This window comes from Streptomyces sp. NPDC005791, assembly GCF_042871485.1.
Lineage (GTDB): Bacteria > Actinomycetota > Actinomycetes > Streptomycetales > Streptomycetaceae > Streptomyces.
This window is the reverse complement of the sequence record NZ_JBIAIP010000005.1, coordinates 314,940-329,470: the sequence shown is the minus strand read 5'-3', so window position 1 is coordinate 329,470 and position 14,531 is coordinate 314,940. Positions and strand designations below refer to the sequence as shown.

The window sequence follows — 14,531 nt, the reverse complement described above, 5'->3', positions numbered from 1 at the left end:
GGAGCAGGGTTTGGTGCTGGGGGCACCTTTCACACCGTTCAGGCTGTGGGAGGCATCGCAAGGCGGAGAATCGAGGCAACGCGGAGCGTTGTCGATCGACGAAAACGCTGCGAGGTGCGGTGCCGGACCCTGCGAGCCCAGCATGATTCAGACGAGAGGCCCCAAGGGCTGGTCCTCCGCCTTCGGGGGGATGTCGTGGTCGAACGAACGCCGGACGTAGGACAGGGAATCGAGCAGTTCCGTGGACGTGACGGTGTGGGCCGTGCGGGCGTCCGTGACGCCGGACAGCGGCATGTTTCCCACGTCCGACCAGCGCAGCCGGCCGTCCTCGGCGATGTAACTCCGGCTCAGTCCCGCGTTGTCCGGGTGCAAGCAGTAGGGCACGTCCAGCCGGCCCTCCGCGAACGCTCTGAGCAGTGCGGTGCCGAGGTCGTCCGCCAGGTTGAGCACCCCGTCGACCAGCGCGTACGCCTCGGCGTACGTCTCCGTCACGGTCCCTTCCAAGGGGTCCTGGGCGGTGCGCTCGGCAACCGCGGCCGCGTATTCCAGGGCGGCCACGTTCTCCGCCACCGACGGAATGCGACGGGATTCGGCGACGGTTTTCACGATCAGCCGCTCGGATCCGGTTTCGACGGCCAGTTCGGCGGCCTGCGCGAGCAATCGACGGGCACCCGACTCGGTTTCCGGGAACAATCCCATGTACGCGTAGACGACTACGTGCCATTCGGTGTCCGGAAGGAAACGCGCGCACAAACTGCGTAACGCGGCCACCGCTTCGGAGTCCTGACGCCTATTCGTCTGCTGGGCGTAACTCACCGAAACGCTCCGGATTCCGTGACTGCGGAAGAACATCGCCTCGAGCACGCTGACCGCGACGAGCAGGCCGGGCGGGCAGAGCTGGCCGAGCACGCATCCCCCGAAGGTCTCCAGGTGCGGTTCGGCGCCGGTCTCACGGAGTGCGGCGAACAGTTCGCAGGATTCCGTCCAGTGGGCGACGGACTCGCGCAACGGGACCCGGCCGTAAGGGAGGCAGTAGGAGACGGGCCCGCCCTCCGAGGCGTCGAGTCCCACGGCTGTCAGCGCCCGGAAGATGTGCTGGGGCGCGGCCGAGCCGTGCCGCACCTGCACCGGGAACCGCGGGCCGTGGATGCGGTCCAGGACCCGGCGGGTGGTGGCCGTTTCGTGACTCACCAGCGGATAGCCGTTGAGGTCGACCCCTTCGAGGACGGCGAGTTGTGCCGAATCCAGGTCTCCGACGCGGGTGTAGCTGTCCAGGGTGAGGGTGCCGACGGTCGTCGCGTCGGCGTCCCGGGTGGCGAGCAGCCCGGCGCGCATGCGCTGCGGGCTGCTCATTCCCATCCGGGGCTGCACCACCAGCCGGCCGGCGTCGTGGGCCCGGCGCACGAACGCGCCGAATCCGGCACCGGTCACACCAGGGCCCGCTGGGGCAGCGCGTCGAGCATCCGGCGGAAGGCCGCGACTCCTTCTGCGGTGTCCTCGAACACCGCGTCGTAGCCCGCGGCGCGCAGTGCGGTCGTCTCCTCCTCGCCGCAGGGCCCGGCGATGCCGAGCTTGCCGCCGATGACGACGGGCACGCCGCCGAGGCCGAGGTGCTCACGCAGCCGGGTGACGGTGCGCATGCCGTCGTGGTAGCCGTGCCCGTTGACGCTGCTGATCACGACCATCGCGGGGTCGCACGCCAGGGCCTCGGCGATCAGGAGGTCCTCGGGGACGCAGGGGCCGAGGTTGACCACGCGGTGGCCGTGCTCCTCGATGAGGAGCTGGAGGTAGACCAGGTTCCAGGTGTGCGAGTCGGAGATGCCGCCCGCCACGAGCACGGGCTGGTCGCCGGGGGTGGGGGTGAGGGGATTGCTCATCACAGGGCCTGTCCGTGTTCGTAGGTTCGGGTGTGCTCGATGCGGGAGACGGAGACGAGGTCGTCCCCGCGGACGACGATCTCCGCGGGGGCGGGCCTGCCGAGGAACATCAGGAGACTCGCGGTGGGCCCGTAGGAACCGGCGTTGGGGACGGTCAGCAGGTCTCCGGGGGCCGGGTCGGTCAGCGGGACCTGTCGTCCGAGCAGGTCGCCAGGTGTGCACAGCGGTCCGGCGAGGTGGGCCGGAACGCCGTCGGTGCCGACGGACTCGTGCGGCTCGATGGAGACCGGCAGGATGCGGCCGAGACCGGACATGCCGCCGAAGGTGTTGATGCCGGCGTCGAGGACGACGTAGCGGGTGCCGCGGCTGTCCTTGACGTTGACGACGCTGGTGAGCAGGGTTCCGCTGTCGGCGACCAGGTACCGTCCCGACTCGCAGGCGATGCGCGGGGCGCCGTCGCGCCAGCCGGGGAAGTGCTCGTCGAGCGACGTGGACAGGGCGTCACGCAGTTCGCCGTAGACCGGCCGCTGTCCCTGCACCGCGTACGGTGCGGCGAATCCGCCGCCGAGGTCGACGATGCGGAAGTCGACGCCCAGTTCGCCTTGGAGTGCGGCGGCGGTGGCGATGGTGTGCCGGAACTCGGCGATCAGGCTCGCCTCGTCCTTGGCGTTGCTCAGCGGGAAGAAGTGCAGTCCGGCCAGGGTGGTGCCGGGTACGTCGCGCAGTTCGGCGGCGAGGCCGGCCAGGGTCTCACCGTCGAAGCCGAACTGCGAGGGCACTCCGGTCATGCGGATGCTGGTGGCCGCGGCTCCGGTGGGATTGTTGACCCGGATCAGGCAGTCGGCGGTGATACCGAGCCGCACGGCCGTCTCGCCGACGTGCCGCAGGTCGCCGGGCGACTCCACGGAGAACGTCCGCACGCCCCGGGTCATGGCCTCGGCCAGCTCCTCGGTGGTCTTGCCGGGGCCGGTGTACAGGATCTCGTCGCCCTCGAAGCCGGCCCGCAGGACGGCGTCGAGCTCCCCGACGGAGCTGATCTCCGCGCGGCAGACGCGGGGACCGCCGGCCCGCATCTCGCGCAGGACCTCGGGGTGCGGGTTGGCCTTGGCCGCGTAGTAGACGGCGACCTCGTCGGGCAGCGCGGCGAACAGGTCGTCCCGCGCCTCCGCGACCCGGTCCAGGTCGTAGACGTAGGAGGGGGTGCCGAAGCGCCGGGCGAGGTCGGTGGTGCCGGTCACGGCGTGGTTCCTTCCAGGAGGCTGACGAGCTGCTTGCGGTCGTGCTTGCCGTGCGCGGTCAGGGGAAGTTCGTCGACGACACGGCTGACGCCGGGCACCTTGGCGGGCTCCAGCCGCAGGGACAGTTCCCTGAGCAGCACGTGCGCGTCGATGCCGCCTTCGGCGAACACCGCGAGGTCGCGTCCGGGGGCGGGCGGCAGGACCGCGGCGGCGCGGACCCCGGGTACGTCCACGGCCGCGGCCTCGATCTCGGTGGTGCTCATGCGGACGCCCTTGTGCTTGAACATGTCGTCCCTGCGGCCCTCGTAGTACAGGAATCCGTCCTCGTCGACGTGTCCGAAGTCGCCGGTGTGCAGCCTCAGTCCGCCGTCGGGCGCGGGCCGGAAGGCCCGTGCGGTCTGCTCCGGCGCGCGCCAGTAGCCGGGCATGACGTGGGGGCCCTCGACGACGATCTCCCCCGTCTGCCAGGGCGGCAGCTGGTTGCCCTCGACGTCGACCGCGAAGGCCCGGGTGCCGGGCAGCGGGCGGCCGACCGACTCCGGCCGGGCGTCCTGCTGGTCCGGTGGCAGGACGGAGACGCGCTTGCACTCGGTCTGGCCGAACTGGATGACCACCTCGCATCCGGGGAAGGCCGCGCGGAGCCCGTCCGCTGTGGGCTTCGGCAGTGCGGCGCCGGTGTTGGTGAACATGCGGACGGTGGAGTCCTGCCGCGGTTCGCGTTCGGCCAGGGCGCAGATCATGGTGGCCAGGGACGGCACGATGGGGACGACGGTGGCCCCGGTCTCCCGGATGCGGCGCAGCAGCACCAGGTCGGACTCACCGTCGGCGAGCACGATCTCGCTGCGGCCGGCGGCGGTGAGCAGCACCTTGTAGAGGCCGTAGTCCCAGGAGATGGGGAAGCGGCAGAAGACCACGTCGTCGGGGCGGTAGCCGAGTTCGAGGTTGATGGCCTCGGTGGCGAAGACCATCCGACCGTGCGGGCAGACGACGGCCTTAGGCGCAGCCGTGGAGCCGGAGGTGTAGACGAGGACGGCGAGGTCGTCGCTGTGGACGGGGGCGCCGTCGCCCCGGGCCTCCTTGCCGTGCAGATCGGTGACCGCCTGCCAGACCTCGTCCAGCCCGAGGACGGGGACCTGCCCGGCGAGCGCGGAGACCCGGGCCACCGCGGGGTCGGCGACGACCACCAGGGACGGCTCGGAGTTCTCGACGACGGCACCGAGGTGGTAGTCCTTCATGCCGGTGTTGACGGGGACGAGGACGGCGCCGCGGCGGGCGGTGCCGTACAGCAGGGCGACCAGCTCGCGGGTGCTGGCCAGTTGCACCAGGACCCGGTCGCCGTGGCCGATGCCCTGGGCCTGGAGCCACGCGTCGACGGCATGGCTCCAGGCGGTGAGCTCCCGGTAGGTCCATCGCCCGGTGCTGTCGGCGACCGCCGCCGCGTCGGGGTGCTCTGCGGTGGCCTCGTCGAGCAGGTCGTGCACCCGGGCGTCTGTGCGGGCGTGCGCTGTCGGTTGACCGTTCACTGCGACTCCTGCCGTCCTTCGGTCCTGTTCCCGGCTCCGGCGGGCTGCTGTCGCAGGGCCGTGGCGCGGGAGGTGAGCTTCCTGCGATCGGTCTTGCGGTTGGGGTTGAGCGGAAGTGCGTTCAGGTGGTGGTACGCCCGGGGGACGACCGCGGCCGGCAGCAGGTCCCGCAGGTGACGGGCGAGCCGGGCGGGCGGCACGGGATCGCCGGTGTGGAAGACGGCGAGTTCGACCGTGCCGTCCACGGGGACGGCGACGGTCACCGCGTCCTCGACGCCCGGGCAGGTGCGTGCCGCGGCGTCGACCTCGGCCAGTTCCGTCCGGATGCCGTGCACCTGCACCTGGGCGTCCTGCCGGCCCAGGTACAGCAGGCCGTCGCCGTCGGTGCCGCGTACCCGGTCGCCGGTGCGGTAGTAGCGCAGGCCGTCCCGTTCGAGGAAGCGTCCGGTGTCGTCGGCCGGGTCCAGGTAGCCGGGGGTCAGCTGGGGTCCGGCGATGCACAGTTCGCCCTCGCCGGTGGTGCTCGGCGCGCCGGTGGCGTCGAGCAGCAGGACCGCGTGGCCCCCGTGCACGGCGCCGATCGGCACCATGCCGTGCAGGTGCCGGCTGCCCGGCTGGAATCGGTGCGCGGTGACGGTGATGGTCAGTTCGGTCGGTCCGTAGAGGTTCTCCAGCACCGTGCCGGTCGCCGCGGCCGCCCAGTCCTCGGCGTCCCGGGAGCTGAGCGCCTCCCCCGCGAAGAAGCTCCGGCGCAGCGTCGACAGGGCCCCGGGGGCGAGGCCGCCGGTACGCCGCGCCAGGGTGATCGCGCTGGGGGTGGAGAACCACACGGTCATCCCCTGCTCGGCCACGAACTCGGGCAGACGCGCGTAGGCCCGCGCGGGGACCGGTACCAGGGTGGCTCCGGCGCCCCAGGCACAGAACAGGTCGAACATCGCGCAGTCGAAGTTGAGGTCGAAGGTCTGCGAGAAGACGTCCTCGGGGCCGAAGTCGTACCGCTCGTCGAGCAGGGAGAAGTAGTGCGCGGTGTTGGCGTGGGTGACCGGCACGCCCTTGGGCCGTCCGGTGGAGCCGGAGGTGAACAGTACGTAGGCGATGTCGTCCGGGCGGACGGGCATCGGTGTCTTCAGGGCGCCGTCGGGGTCGACGGCGAGCTCCGGCATCGGCTGCCCGCCGGGGGCGAACAGGGTGGGCAGGCTGACACCGTCCTCGTGCAGCGCGGTCAGCGCGGGCAGGGCCTCGTCGTCGGCGAGCAGGACGCTCACGCCGGCGGCCTCGATCATCTGCCGGGTACGGGCGGCGGGGAAGGCCGGCTGCAACGGGACGACGGTGACCCCGCTGTAGAGGCCCGCCAGCAGGCTCGTGTACGCCGACGGTCCCTTGCCGGCCAGCACGCCCACGGCGGGCGGCCGGCCGGGAAGGCCGGACAGCAGGGAACCGGCGAGCAGGAGGGCCCGCTCGTGCAGCTCGCGGTAGGTGAGAGCGGCGCCGTCGGCGCGCAGCGCGGGCCGGTCGGGCGCCACGGCCAGCCCGCGCAGGAACCGTCCGGACAGGGCTCCGTCCACGGTGGGGTCCACGGAGTCCGTCCCGTCAGCTCGTGGCGCGCTGAAGCATGCCGTCGACCGTCTCCCACAGCGCTCCCGCGCTACGGAAGGTGTCCATGGTCAGCGCGCTGTCGCGGAAGCGCACCTGGTACGCCTCCTCCAGCGTGCCGAGCAGCTGGACCATGCCCAGCGAGTCCAGGCCGAGGTCCTTGAGCTCGTCGTCGGTGGTCAGCGGCTCCTGCGGGGGCAGGAACGGCAGGAAGGTGCGGAGTATCTCTTCGAACTGGTCGTCCCACATGGGTGTGCCTCCAGCGGATAGGGCGGATCGGGCGGGTCAGGCGGCGCGCGTACGGCGCCGGGGGGTCATCGCCACGCGGGGATGCGCGGCGACGACCTCGAAGGTGCGGGTGGTGCAGGGGACCCGGCCGAAGAGGCTGTCGGGTCCGGCGACGCACAGGCGCCGGACTCCGGCGTCCTGCAAGGCCGTGGTCACGCTCGGCCAGTTCATGGGGTGGTCGAAGCCGTCGAGCAGCATGGTGCGCACTTCCTCGCCCGTGTGCAGCAGCCTGCCGTCCTGGTCGGCGACGACCGGCAGCGCGGGATCGGCGAAGGTGTAGCGCGAGACGACCTCACGTTCCGCCTTGGCGCGCAGGGGCGCGAACGCCGACGCGTGCATGGGGGGCCGCATGGTGTACAGGGGAAGGCTGCCGATGCCTCGCAGCCGCTCTCGCATCCACTCCACGCGCCGTTCGGCCAGGGAGACCATCCAGAAGCCCTCGTCGATGTGACACGAGATCTCGTGCCACTCCCCGGCCTCGTCGAGTTCGGCGAGGATGACGTCCAGTTCCTCGCGCGGGGCGCGGACGAAGGACAGGGTGACGATGTCCCGGTGGTGTTCGGCGAAGTACGACTCGAGGCACCGAGCGATCTCGGCGGTGAGCCGTACCGCGTCGGGCAGCTCGAGGGCGCCGGTGTAGGCGAGGGCCGCCTTCTCCCCGAAACTGGGGCCGGCCACGATGTCGGGTACGACGTCCAGGTGCTCACTCGCCCAGTACGCACTGGCCAGGCAGTTCACGAAGAACGCGACCTGGGCGGCCTCCGAGTAGTCGTTGTCGGAGCTGCGGAAGGCGTCCACCAGCGAGTAGCCGAGGGCGTCGTCGGCGACGGCGACCAGGTCCCGGGCCACGGGGTTGGCGACCATGAAGCGGCCCACCTCGGCGAACGGGACCGGGCCCATTCCAGGAAAGACGAGAGCGGTGTCGTACGCCATGGCGGTGTCCCCGCCCCCTTTCACGGTGGTCTGCGACGCCCGGGCCGGCGTCGTGGCGCGGCGTGTCACAGGTCTGCGAGGAAGGCGGTGAGCACCTCGAAGAACCGGTCGGGTTCCTCCAGGTGCGGCAGATGGCTGGACTCCTCGAAGATCTCCCAGCGGGCCCCGGGCACACGGTCCATGTAGGGCTGGACGACGGCCGGGGTGGCCTCGTCGTGACGTCCGCTCAGGAGCAGCGTGGGCGTGCGGATGGTGTCCAGTTCATCGACGATCGACCAGTCCTTGAGGGAGCCGATCACGTGGAACTCGGTGGGGCCGTTCATCGCGTAGTACACCGTCGGATCGTTGTAGATCTCCATGAAGGAGGAGAGGAAGTCACGGGGCCACGGAGTGAGGCGGCACACGTGGCGGTCGTAGAAGACCCGCATCGCGGCCAGGTACTCCTCGGTGTCGTAGGTGCCGGCGTTCTCGTGCCGCACCAGGGTCTCCTGCACGTCCGGTGGCAGGTCGGCCCGCAGTCTGGCCATCTCCTGGAGCCAGATGGGGTACGAGGCCGGCGCGTTGGCGACGACCAGGCCGCGCAGGCCGGGCGGTCGTCCCATGGCGTGCCGGGCGCACAACGGGCCGCCCCAGGACTGGCCGAACAGGACGTAGTCCTGCGCGATGCCCAGCTCCCGTACCAGGTTGTCCAGTTCGTCGAGGAAGAGGTCGACCGTCCAGAAGTCCGGTTCCGTGTCGGGCAGATGGGTGGAACCACCGTTGCCCAGCTGGTCGTAGTGGACGACCGGCCAGCCGTCCTCGGCGAGGCGGGCCAGCGGCAGCAGGTAGTCGTGCGTACTGCCGGGGCCTCCGTGCACGACGACGACCGCCGGGCGGCCCGAACCGAGTTCGCCGGTCACCCGGTACCAGGTCCGGTACTCCCCGAAGGGGACGGTGCCCTTCACGCTGGGTACGAGACCCTGCGCACTGGATTTCGGGGACACGCTGATCACCTCTGCTCGGCTGCGGAGTGCGGCGGCCGCCCGGTCAGATCCGGCCGGGACCGCGGAGGGTGTGGCGCTGGTGAACCGTGCTTCCGCCGTGGTCCGCCGCCGACGCTAACCGTCGCCCAGACGTTCGACGGACCCCTAACCGCCCCTAGTGGTAGGGGAAGTGACGGGAACCACGCCCGCGCTCCGTCCGGGGTGCGGCGTAGGGGCGCGTAGGGGTGGGAGGCCCCGGGCCCCGCTCCCTAGCGTGCGGGAAACGGCCCGTGGACCGCGCCGGCGCCGAGCCGGGAGCCCTCCCCCGGGTGAACGACGTGGCCCACCCCCTCCCGCGCGAAGAGGACACCATGACTGCACCTGCCGAAGCGGCCAACGAGGGCGCCCTCCCGGAGTTTCCGCTGCGCCGGGCCTGCCCCTTCAGTCCGCCCGCCGCCTACGCGGAGCTGCGCGAGAACGAGCCGGTCTCCCGGGCGCAGCTGAAGGTCAACGGCAAGCCGACCTGGCTGGTCACCCGGCACGACCTGTACAAGAAGCTGCTCGGTGACGCGCGGGTGAGCGCCAACCTGAAGCTTCCGGGATACCCGCTCCAGGTGCCGGTGCCGGAGGAGACGCTCCAGTCGGTACCACTCACCTTCCTGTCCATGGACCCGCCGGACCACACGGTGCAACGCCGCATGCTGGCCCCGGAGTTCAGCGTGCGCCGCATGCGAGAGCTGCGCGCCCGGGTGCAGGAGCTCGTCGATCAGCAGATCGACGACATGCTCGCCAAGGGCTGTGACAGCCCGGTGGACCTCGTCACGGCCCTCGCGCTGCCGGTGCCGTCCCTGGTGATCTGCGAACTGCTCGGGGTCCCCTACGAGGACCACGCCCGGTTCGAGCAGTGGGCGTGGGCCATCATGAACCACGAGGTCAGCGACGAGGACCGGGGCATGGCTCACTACGAGCTCGACCGTTACGTCGACGGCCTGGTCACCGCGAAGGAGAGCGATCCCGGCGACGACATGATCAGCCGGCTGATCGCGTTCAACCGGGAGACGCCGGCGGTGGAGCACTCCGACATCGTCAGCATGTCCAAGTTGATGCTGGTCACCGGTCACGAGACCACCGCGAACATGATCGCGCTGGGAGTGCTGGCCCTGCTGGAGCACCCGGAACAGCTCGCCGCCGTGCGCGAGGAGCCCGCGCTGATGCCGGGCGCGGTGGACGAACTGCTGCGTCTCTTCTCCATCTCGGACGCCGGTACGGCGCGCGTGGCCATGGAGGACATCGAGCTGGGTGGGGTCACCATCCGCGCCGGTGACGGCATCCTGCCGCTGAACAACGCCGCCAACCACGACGAACAGGTGTTCCCCGACGCGGACCGGCTGGACGTGCGCCGCGAGGCCCGCAGCCACGTGGCCTTCGGGTACGGCGTCCACCAGTGCGTCGGCCAGAACCTGGCCCGGATGGAACTCGACGTCGTCTACTCCACGCTGCTGCGCCGGATACCGACGCTGCGCCTGGCCACGCCGGCCGAGGAGCTGCGGTTCAAGGACGACGCCATCGTCTGGGGCCTGTACGAGCTGCCCGTCGCGTGGTGACACCGGCCACCTCGTCACGCATCCCTTCCCCCACCGTTCCGTTCGAGAGGCAGCCATGACCCAGTCCGCCGACCCGGCGCCCGAGACGGCGTCGCCGTATCCGCAGTTCCCGATGCGACGCACCTGCCCGTTCAGCGAGCCGGCCGAGTACGCCGGGCTGCGCGCGGACGAGCCGGTGTCCCGTGCCTCGCTCAAGGTGAACGGCAAGCCGACCTGGCTGGTCACCCGGCACGAGCACGTCAAGCAGGTGCTCGGGGACCCGCGGGTGAGTTCCAACCTCAAGCGCCCCGGATATCCGCACCAGTTCCACATCTCCGAGGAGATGCTGGCCCACGTCCGGCTGATGTTGCTTTCCATGGACCCGCCGGACCACACCGCACAACGCCGCATGCTGATACCGGAGTTCACGGCGCGACGGACGAAGGAGATGCGCCCGCGCATCCAGGAGATCGTCGACGAGCGCATCGACGCCATGCTGGCCGCGGGCGGCCCGGTGGACCTGGTCGCCGCTCTCGCCCTGCCGGTGCCGTCGCTGACCATCTGTGAACTGCTCGGGGTTCCCTACGAGGACCACGCCCAGTTCGAGGAGTGGTCGGCGGCCATGATGAACCACGACCTCAGCCCCGAGGAGTACGGGGCGGCGGTGCAGGCCCTGGACATGTACCTCGACAAGCTGGTCACCCTCAAGGAGACCGAGCCGGGTGACGACCTGATCAGCCGGTTCCTGGAGAAGAACCGCGTCGAGCAGGCCGCCGACCACGTCGACGTGGTGACCATGGCCCGGATGATGCTGGTGGGCGGCCACGAGACGACGGCCAACATGATCGCGCTCGGCGTGCTGGCGCTGCTGGAACACCCGGACCAGATGGCCGAGCTGCGGTCGGACCCCGCGTTGCTGCCGAACGCGATCGAGGAGTTGCTGCGGGTCTTCTCCATCTCGGACTCGGGCACCGCCCGTGTCGCGGTGGAGGACATCGAGGTGGGTGGTGTCACCATCCGCGCCGGTGAGGGCATCCTCGCGCTGAACAACGCCGCCGACCACGACGAGGCGGTCTTCGCCGACCCCGGCGTCCTCGACTTCCACCGTCAGGAGGCGCGCAGTCACCTCGCCTTCGGATACGGGATCCACCAGTGCATGGGGGCGAACCTCGCCCGCGCGGAGCTGGAGATCGTGTACAGCACCCTGCTGCGCCGCGTTCCGGGCCTTCGCCTGGCCGTGCCCGCGGAGGAACTGCGCTTCAAGGACGACGCCATGGTCTACGGCGTCTACGAACTGCCCGTCACCTGGTGACGGCCGAGCCGATCGGAACCCCTGTCATGCGTGTCACCACGGAGCACGACCGGTGCGTGGGCTCCGGCCAGTGCGCGATGCTCAGCCCCGAGGTCTTCGACCAGGACGACGACGGTCTCGTCGTCGTCCTCCAGGAGAAGCCGGCCGCGGAGCTGCTGGACGATGTCCACCGTGCGGCGGAACTGTGCCCGTCGCGATCCATCCACGTCACCAGCTGATCCGTTCCACCACTGTGCGCCGCGGGTGCCGTGCGGCCTGCGCACGGCACCCGGCGGGTGCCCGCCCGCGTACCGCAGGGCCGGCCGCCCGCCCGCACCGTGACGACGACCGAGGACGTGAACCCATGGTGCCGAACCGACCTCGCTCCTCCGGATCCGGACAGCCCGTCGACCCGGTGGCCCCCTCCACGCGCGGGGCCCGCCCCACCCTGTTCACGCGCCTGCCGCGGACGATGCCGTACGCCGGTTCCGGCACCGCCAGGGAGTCCAACGCCCGCTACAGACAGCTGATCACCCACGGCACGACGGGGCTGTACGTCACCTTCGACGTGCCCACCCGGATGGGACACGACTCCGACGACCCTCTGGCCTCCGGCGAGGTCGGCGAGGCCGGCGTGGCGATCGACTCCATCGACGACATGCGTGTCCTCTTCGGCGGGATCCGGCTGGACGAGGTCTCCACCTCGATGACCGTCGACGCCCCCGCGGCGCTCCTCCTGCTCCTCTACCAGCTGGTCGCCGAGGAGCAGGGCGTCCCGGCCGACCGGCTCAGGGGCACGATCCACAACGACGTACGCATGGAGCATGTCGCGCGGGGCCCCCACATCTTCCCGCCGACGCCCTCGCTGCGGCTGACCGCCGACGTCCTCACGTACTGCAAGGCCGAGATCCCGAAGTGGGACACGATCCCGGTCTCCGGCCGCCGCAGGGCCGCGGCGGGTGCCTCGCCCGCGCAGGAGATCGCCCGCACCCTCGCGGAAGGCATCGGCCGCGGATCCCGGAAGAGCGGGATCGAGGCCCAGCAGGCCGAACGTCTCGCCAAGCTCCGTGCCTGGCGCGACCAGGACCGGGTGGACCGCCACCTCACCGGTCTGCAGAAGGCTGCGGCCGGGGACGACAACGTGCTGTACCCGATGAAGGAAGCCCTCTCCGCCGGTGCGACCGTGGGCGAGGTCTGCGACGCGCTGCGCGAGATCTGGGGCACGTACGCACCTGGCGTGCCCCGCTGACCCCCGGCCCGGCCGGGCCGGGGGTCAGCGGGGCGTCGCCACCGGCCGCGCGGCCGCCTTCACTCCTGGACCGCTCCCGGCCGGGGGCCGACGAGGGACTCGGCCTGCTCGAGGAACAGCGGAAGCCACTGCTCGTAGGACGCGGTGCCCAGATACTCCAGTGCCGTCTCCGCGTCCTTGCCGACGGGCGAGTGCAGCGGCGTCCCGGGATCGTCCACGGCGGCCATGACCGCCTCGGCCACCTCCCCGCAGTCACCGGCGCCCTCCTGGACCCGGGCGAGGAACCGCGCGGTCCACGCCCGGTCGGCGGCGTACGGGTCGGCCGCGGACGGTTCCGACGGGGCGGCGCCCCCGGCGCCGCCCCGGTTGATACGGGAGGCGAAGCTGCCGGGCTCAAGGCACACCACGCGGATCCCGAAGGGCCGGACCTCCGCGGACAGGGCCTCGCTGAGCGTGCCCAGGGCGGCCTTGCTGGCAGCGTAGAACCCGCCGTGCGGCACGGCGAACGTACGGCCGGCGAGGGAGGAGACGTTGACGATGACGCCGCTGCCGCGGGCGCGCATGTGGGGCAGCACCGCGCGCACGGTGCGCAGCGGCCCCCAGAGGTTGGTCTCCAGCACCGCGCGCGCGTCGTCCAGCGGCATGGTCTCGACGGCCCCGGTGCGGTCGATGCCGGCGTTGTTGACCAGCACGTCGACCGCACCGTGCCGCTCCAGCACCGCGCTCACGGCGGCGGTGACGGAGGCGTCGTCGGTGACGTCGAGCCGGGGCACGTCCAGGGCGAGGTTCTCCGCCCGGGCGCGGTCGAGCAGTGCACCGGCGGTGGCGGGATCGCGCACACAGGCGTGGACCCGGTCTCCTCTGCGGGCGAAAGCGAGCGCGGTCTCCAGGCCGATACCGCTGCTGCAACCGGTGATGAGGACCGACGTCATGAGGTACCGCCTGCTTTCGGGGCGTCGGATGAAGGGATTCGGTCGGCAGCCTATGAACACGCCCCTGGGGACTGCACCCCTAAGCCCCCCTAACGACCTCGCAGGGGCCCTTGTCCGTGCTGCTTCCGCGGGGCCAGGGTGCGCAGGACGTCGAATCCGTTACCTTCGGGGGCTGCCATGACCACCGGTTCCGGTCCGGTCCCCGGCCCACATCCGTCCTGGTGGCGCCGAGGCCGAGCAGTCCGGTCACCTCGTCCTCGGTGCTGCCGTCGATCGGGTGGCCGGGGCCCGGCGGGAGGCGTGCTGAACGGCGGGGCCGGGACTCGACGGGTTCCGGCCGCGCCGTCCGAAGTTTTCGTACCCTCAGCGCTCCGCCGCGTCCTTGATGCCCTTGAGCGTGGCGTCCATGCCCTTGCCCAGCTCGTCGAAGCGGTAGGCGATGATCGCCGCCTCGTTCTCCGGCGCGCGTTCGATGTACGCGTTCAGCCCACTGCGGCCGGGCCCGAGGGTGACCGTCTGACGCAGCACGACGCCCTCGGCATCCGGCGTGAGCGAGAAGGACCAGCTCGCCATCCGGTCTTCCACGTCCTCGGCCCGCGTGCCGTAGCGGCCGTCGACGTCCAGCACGCACCAGGTGAGCCTCCTGCCGGGCTCGTACTCGGTGAAGTGGGCGATGGCGCGCCAGCTTCCGTTCACCGGGTGCTCGTTGTGCCCGATGTAACGGGCGCCCACCGCCGGGGAGACCGCGCCGTCCAGCCACTCCACCTTCACGAGCTCGGGGCTCCACCCGGTCATGGCCTCCACGTCGGCCAGGATCTCCCAGACGCGCTCGGGGCCGGCGGAGATCCGGACCTCACGACGCGCGCTCGGCCCGTCGGCGTATCGCATAGCAACTCCCCCCGCGAAGACGGGCGTTCGCCGCCTCCGCCGCGAGAATCCTATGACCACCCTCGTCACGCACGACAGTGGCACCGGACGGCCCGCCGGCTCGCAGCTGACCTTCTCCCCCACCGGACACGGATACGGATCGCGTCCCGGTTCCGCGGTACGAGGAGTGATCAC

General features: G+C 71.2%; 14 protein-coding genes and 1 pseudogene. 4 read left to right on the top strand and 11 right to left on the bottom strand.

Annotated features, from left to right (window positions below; translation table 11 throughout):
• Nucleotides 1–147: 147 nt before the first annotated feature.
• The 8 genes from ACFYSH_RS13155 to ACFYSH_RS13120 form a co-directional block, all read right to left on the bottom strand.
• A complete protein-coding gene (locus tag ACFYSH_RS13155) occupies nt 148–1,431 on the bottom strand; it encodes a methylaspartate mutase (protein WP_388752265.1) in 1,284 nt (427 codons plus the stop codon).
• Nucleotides 1,428–1,877 (bottom strand): cobalamin-dependent protein, encoded by a 450-nt coding sequence (locus ACFYSH_RS13150; protein ID WP_388752263.1) that lies wholly within the window; start codon nt 1,875–1,877, stop codon nt 1,428–1,430. The genes ACFYSH_RS13155 and ACFYSH_RS13150 overlap by 4 nt, the downstream gene beginning before the upstream one ends.
• Nucleotides 1,877–3,115, bottom strand: coding sequence for a type III PLP-dependent enzyme (locus tag ACFYSH_RS13145; protein WP_359478459.1), 1,239 nt, complete (start codon nt 3,113–3,115; stop codon nt 1,877–1,879). Before ACFYSH_RS13145 ends, ACFYSH_RS13150 begins: the two co-directional genes overlap by 1 nt.
• Nucleotides 3,112–4,638 (bottom strand): AMP-binding protein, encoded by a 1,527-nt coding sequence (locus ACFYSH_RS13140; RefSeq protein ID WP_388752262.1) that lies wholly within the window; start codon nt 4,636–4,638, stop codon nt 3,112–3,114. Before ACFYSH_RS13140 ends, ACFYSH_RS13145 begins: the two co-directional genes overlap by 4 nt.
• The gene (locus ACFYSH_RS13135) at nt 4,635–6,203 is read right to left on the bottom strand and encodes an AMP-binding protein (protein WP_359478486.1); all 1,569 of its coding nucleotides are present in this window, start codon (nt 6,201–6,203) and stop codon (nt 4,635–4,637) included. The genes ACFYSH_RS13140 and ACFYSH_RS13135 overlap by 4 nt, the downstream gene beginning before the upstream one ends.
• Nucleotides 6,204–6,228: 25 nt before the next feature.
• Complete coding sequence (locus ACFYSH_RS13130) at nt 6,229–6,480, bottom strand: phosphopantetheine-binding protein (RefSeq protein WP_359478465.1); 252 nt, start codon at nt 6,478–6,480, stop codon at nt 6,229–6,231.
• Between the two features lie 36 nt (nt 6,481–6,516).
• Complete coding sequence (locus tag ACFYSH_RS13125) at nt 6,517–7,452, bottom strand: ACP S-malonyltransferase (RefSeq protein WP_359478468.1); 936 nt, start codon at nt 7,450–7,452, stop codon at nt 6,517–6,519.
• Nucleotides 7,453–7,517: 65 nt separating this feature from the next.
• Entirely contained in the window at nt 7,518–8,435 is a 918-nt protein-coding gene (locus ACFYSH_RS13120; protein ID WP_359478471.1) for a proline iminopeptidase-family hydrolase, read from the bottom strand.
• A 350-nt stretch (nt 8,436–8,785) separates the two neighbouring features.
• On the opposite strand from ACFYSH_RS13120, the gene ACFYSH_RS13115 reads away from it, so the two are divergent.
• The 4 genes from ACFYSH_RS13115 to ACFYSH_RS13100 all read left to right on the top strand — a co-directional run bounded on the left by ACFYSH_RS13115 (nt 8,786) and on the right by ACFYSH_RS13100 (nt 12,537).
• Nucleotides 8,786–10,018 carry a cytochrome P450 gene (locus tag ACFYSH_RS13115; protein ID WP_388752260.1) on the top strand — a complete coding sequence of 411 codons (1,233 nt, stop codon included), beginning with the start codon at nt 8,786–8,788 and terminating at the stop codon, nt 10,016–10,018.
• Between the two features lie 55 nt (nt 10,019–10,073).
• Nucleotides 10,074–11,309: a cytochrome P450 gene (locus ACFYSH_RS13110; protein ID WP_359478477.1), complete on the top strand. Its 1,236-nt coding sequence runs from the start codon at nt 10,074–10,076 to the stop codon at nt 11,307–11,309.
• 26 nt (nt 11,310–11,335) lie between these two features.
• Nucleotides 11,336–11,527 carry a ferredoxin gene (locus ACFYSH_RS13105; RefSeq protein WP_359478480.1) on the top strand — a complete coding sequence of 64 codons (192 nt, stop codon included), beginning with the start codon at nt 11,336–11,338 and terminating at the stop codon, nt 11,525–11,527.
• 125 nt (nt 11,528–11,652) lie between these two features.
• A complete protein-coding gene (locus ACFYSH_RS13100; protein WP_359478483.1) occupies nt 11,653–12,537 on the top strand; it encodes a methylmalonyl-CoA mutase family protein in 885 nt (294 codons plus the stop codon).
• Between the two features lie 59 nt (nt 12,538–12,596).
• Here ACFYSH_RS13100 and ACFYSH_RS13095 read toward each other — a convergent pair whose 3' ends face one another.
• The 3 genes and pseudogenes from ACFYSH_RS13095 to ACFYSH_RS13085 form a co-directional block, all read right to left on the bottom strand.
• Nucleotides 12,597–13,469, bottom strand: a complete 873-nt coding sequence (locus tag ACFYSH_RS13095) for an SDR family oxidoreductase (RefSeq protein WP_359478335.1) — start codon at nt 13,467–13,469, stop codon at nt 12,597–12,599.
• Nucleotides 13,470–13,558: 89 nt separating this feature from the next.
• Nucleotides 13,559–13,746 (bottom strand): annotated as a pseudogene (locus ACFYSH_RS13090) (VOC family protein); the annotation flags it as partial.
• Nucleotides 13,747–13,832: 86 nt separating this feature from the next.
• Complete coding sequence (locus ACFYSH_RS13085) at nt 13,833–14,357, bottom strand: SRPBCC family protein (RefSeq protein ID WP_359478332.1); 525 nt, start codon at nt 14,355–14,357, stop codon at nt 13,833–13,835.
• Between the last annotated feature and the right edge of the window lie 174 nt (nt 14,358–14,531).

What these genes read in the sequence shown, in the direction of transcription:
- ACFYSH_RS13150 (WP_388752263.1), bottom strand. Translation starts at nt 1,877, where the DNA reads ATGAGCAATCCCCTCACCCCCACCCCCGGCGACCAGCCCGTGCTCGTG.
- ACFYSH_RS13130 (WP_359478465.1), bottom strand. Translation starts at nt 6,480, where the DNA reads ATGTGGGACGACCAGTTCGAAGAGATACTCCGCACCTTCCTGCCGTTC.
- ACFYSH_RS13125 (WP_359478468.1), bottom strand. Translation starts at nt 7,452, where the DNA reads ATGGCGTACGACACCGCTCTCGTCTTTCCTGGAATGGGCCCGGTCCCG.
- ACFYSH_RS13115 (WP_388752260.1), top strand. Translation starts at nt 8,786, where the DNA reads ATGACTGCACCTGCCGAAGCGGCCAACGAGGGCGCCCTCCCGGAGTTT.
- ACFYSH_RS13110 (WP_359478477.1), top strand. Translation starts at nt 10,074, where the DNA reads ATGACCCAGTCCGCCGACCCGGCGCCCGAGACGGCGTCGCCGTATCCG.
- ACFYSH_RS13105 (WP_359478480.1), top strand. Translation starts at nt 11,336, where the DNA reads ATGCGTGTCACCACGGAGCACGACCGGTGCGTGGGCTCCGGCCAGTGC.
- ACFYSH_RS13100 (WP_359478483.1), top strand. Translation starts at nt 11,653, where the DNA reads ATGGTGCCGAACCGACCTCGCTCCTCCGGATCCGGACAGCCCGTCGAC.
- ACFYSH_RS13095 (WP_359478335.1), bottom strand. Translation starts at nt 13,469, where the DNA reads ATGACGTCGGTCCTCATCACCGGTTGCAGCAGCGGTATCGGCCTGGAG.
- ACFYSH_RS13085 (WP_359478332.1), bottom strand. Translation starts at nt 14,357, where the DNA reads ATGCGATACGCCGACGGGCCGAGCGCGCGTCGTGAGGTCCGGATCTCC.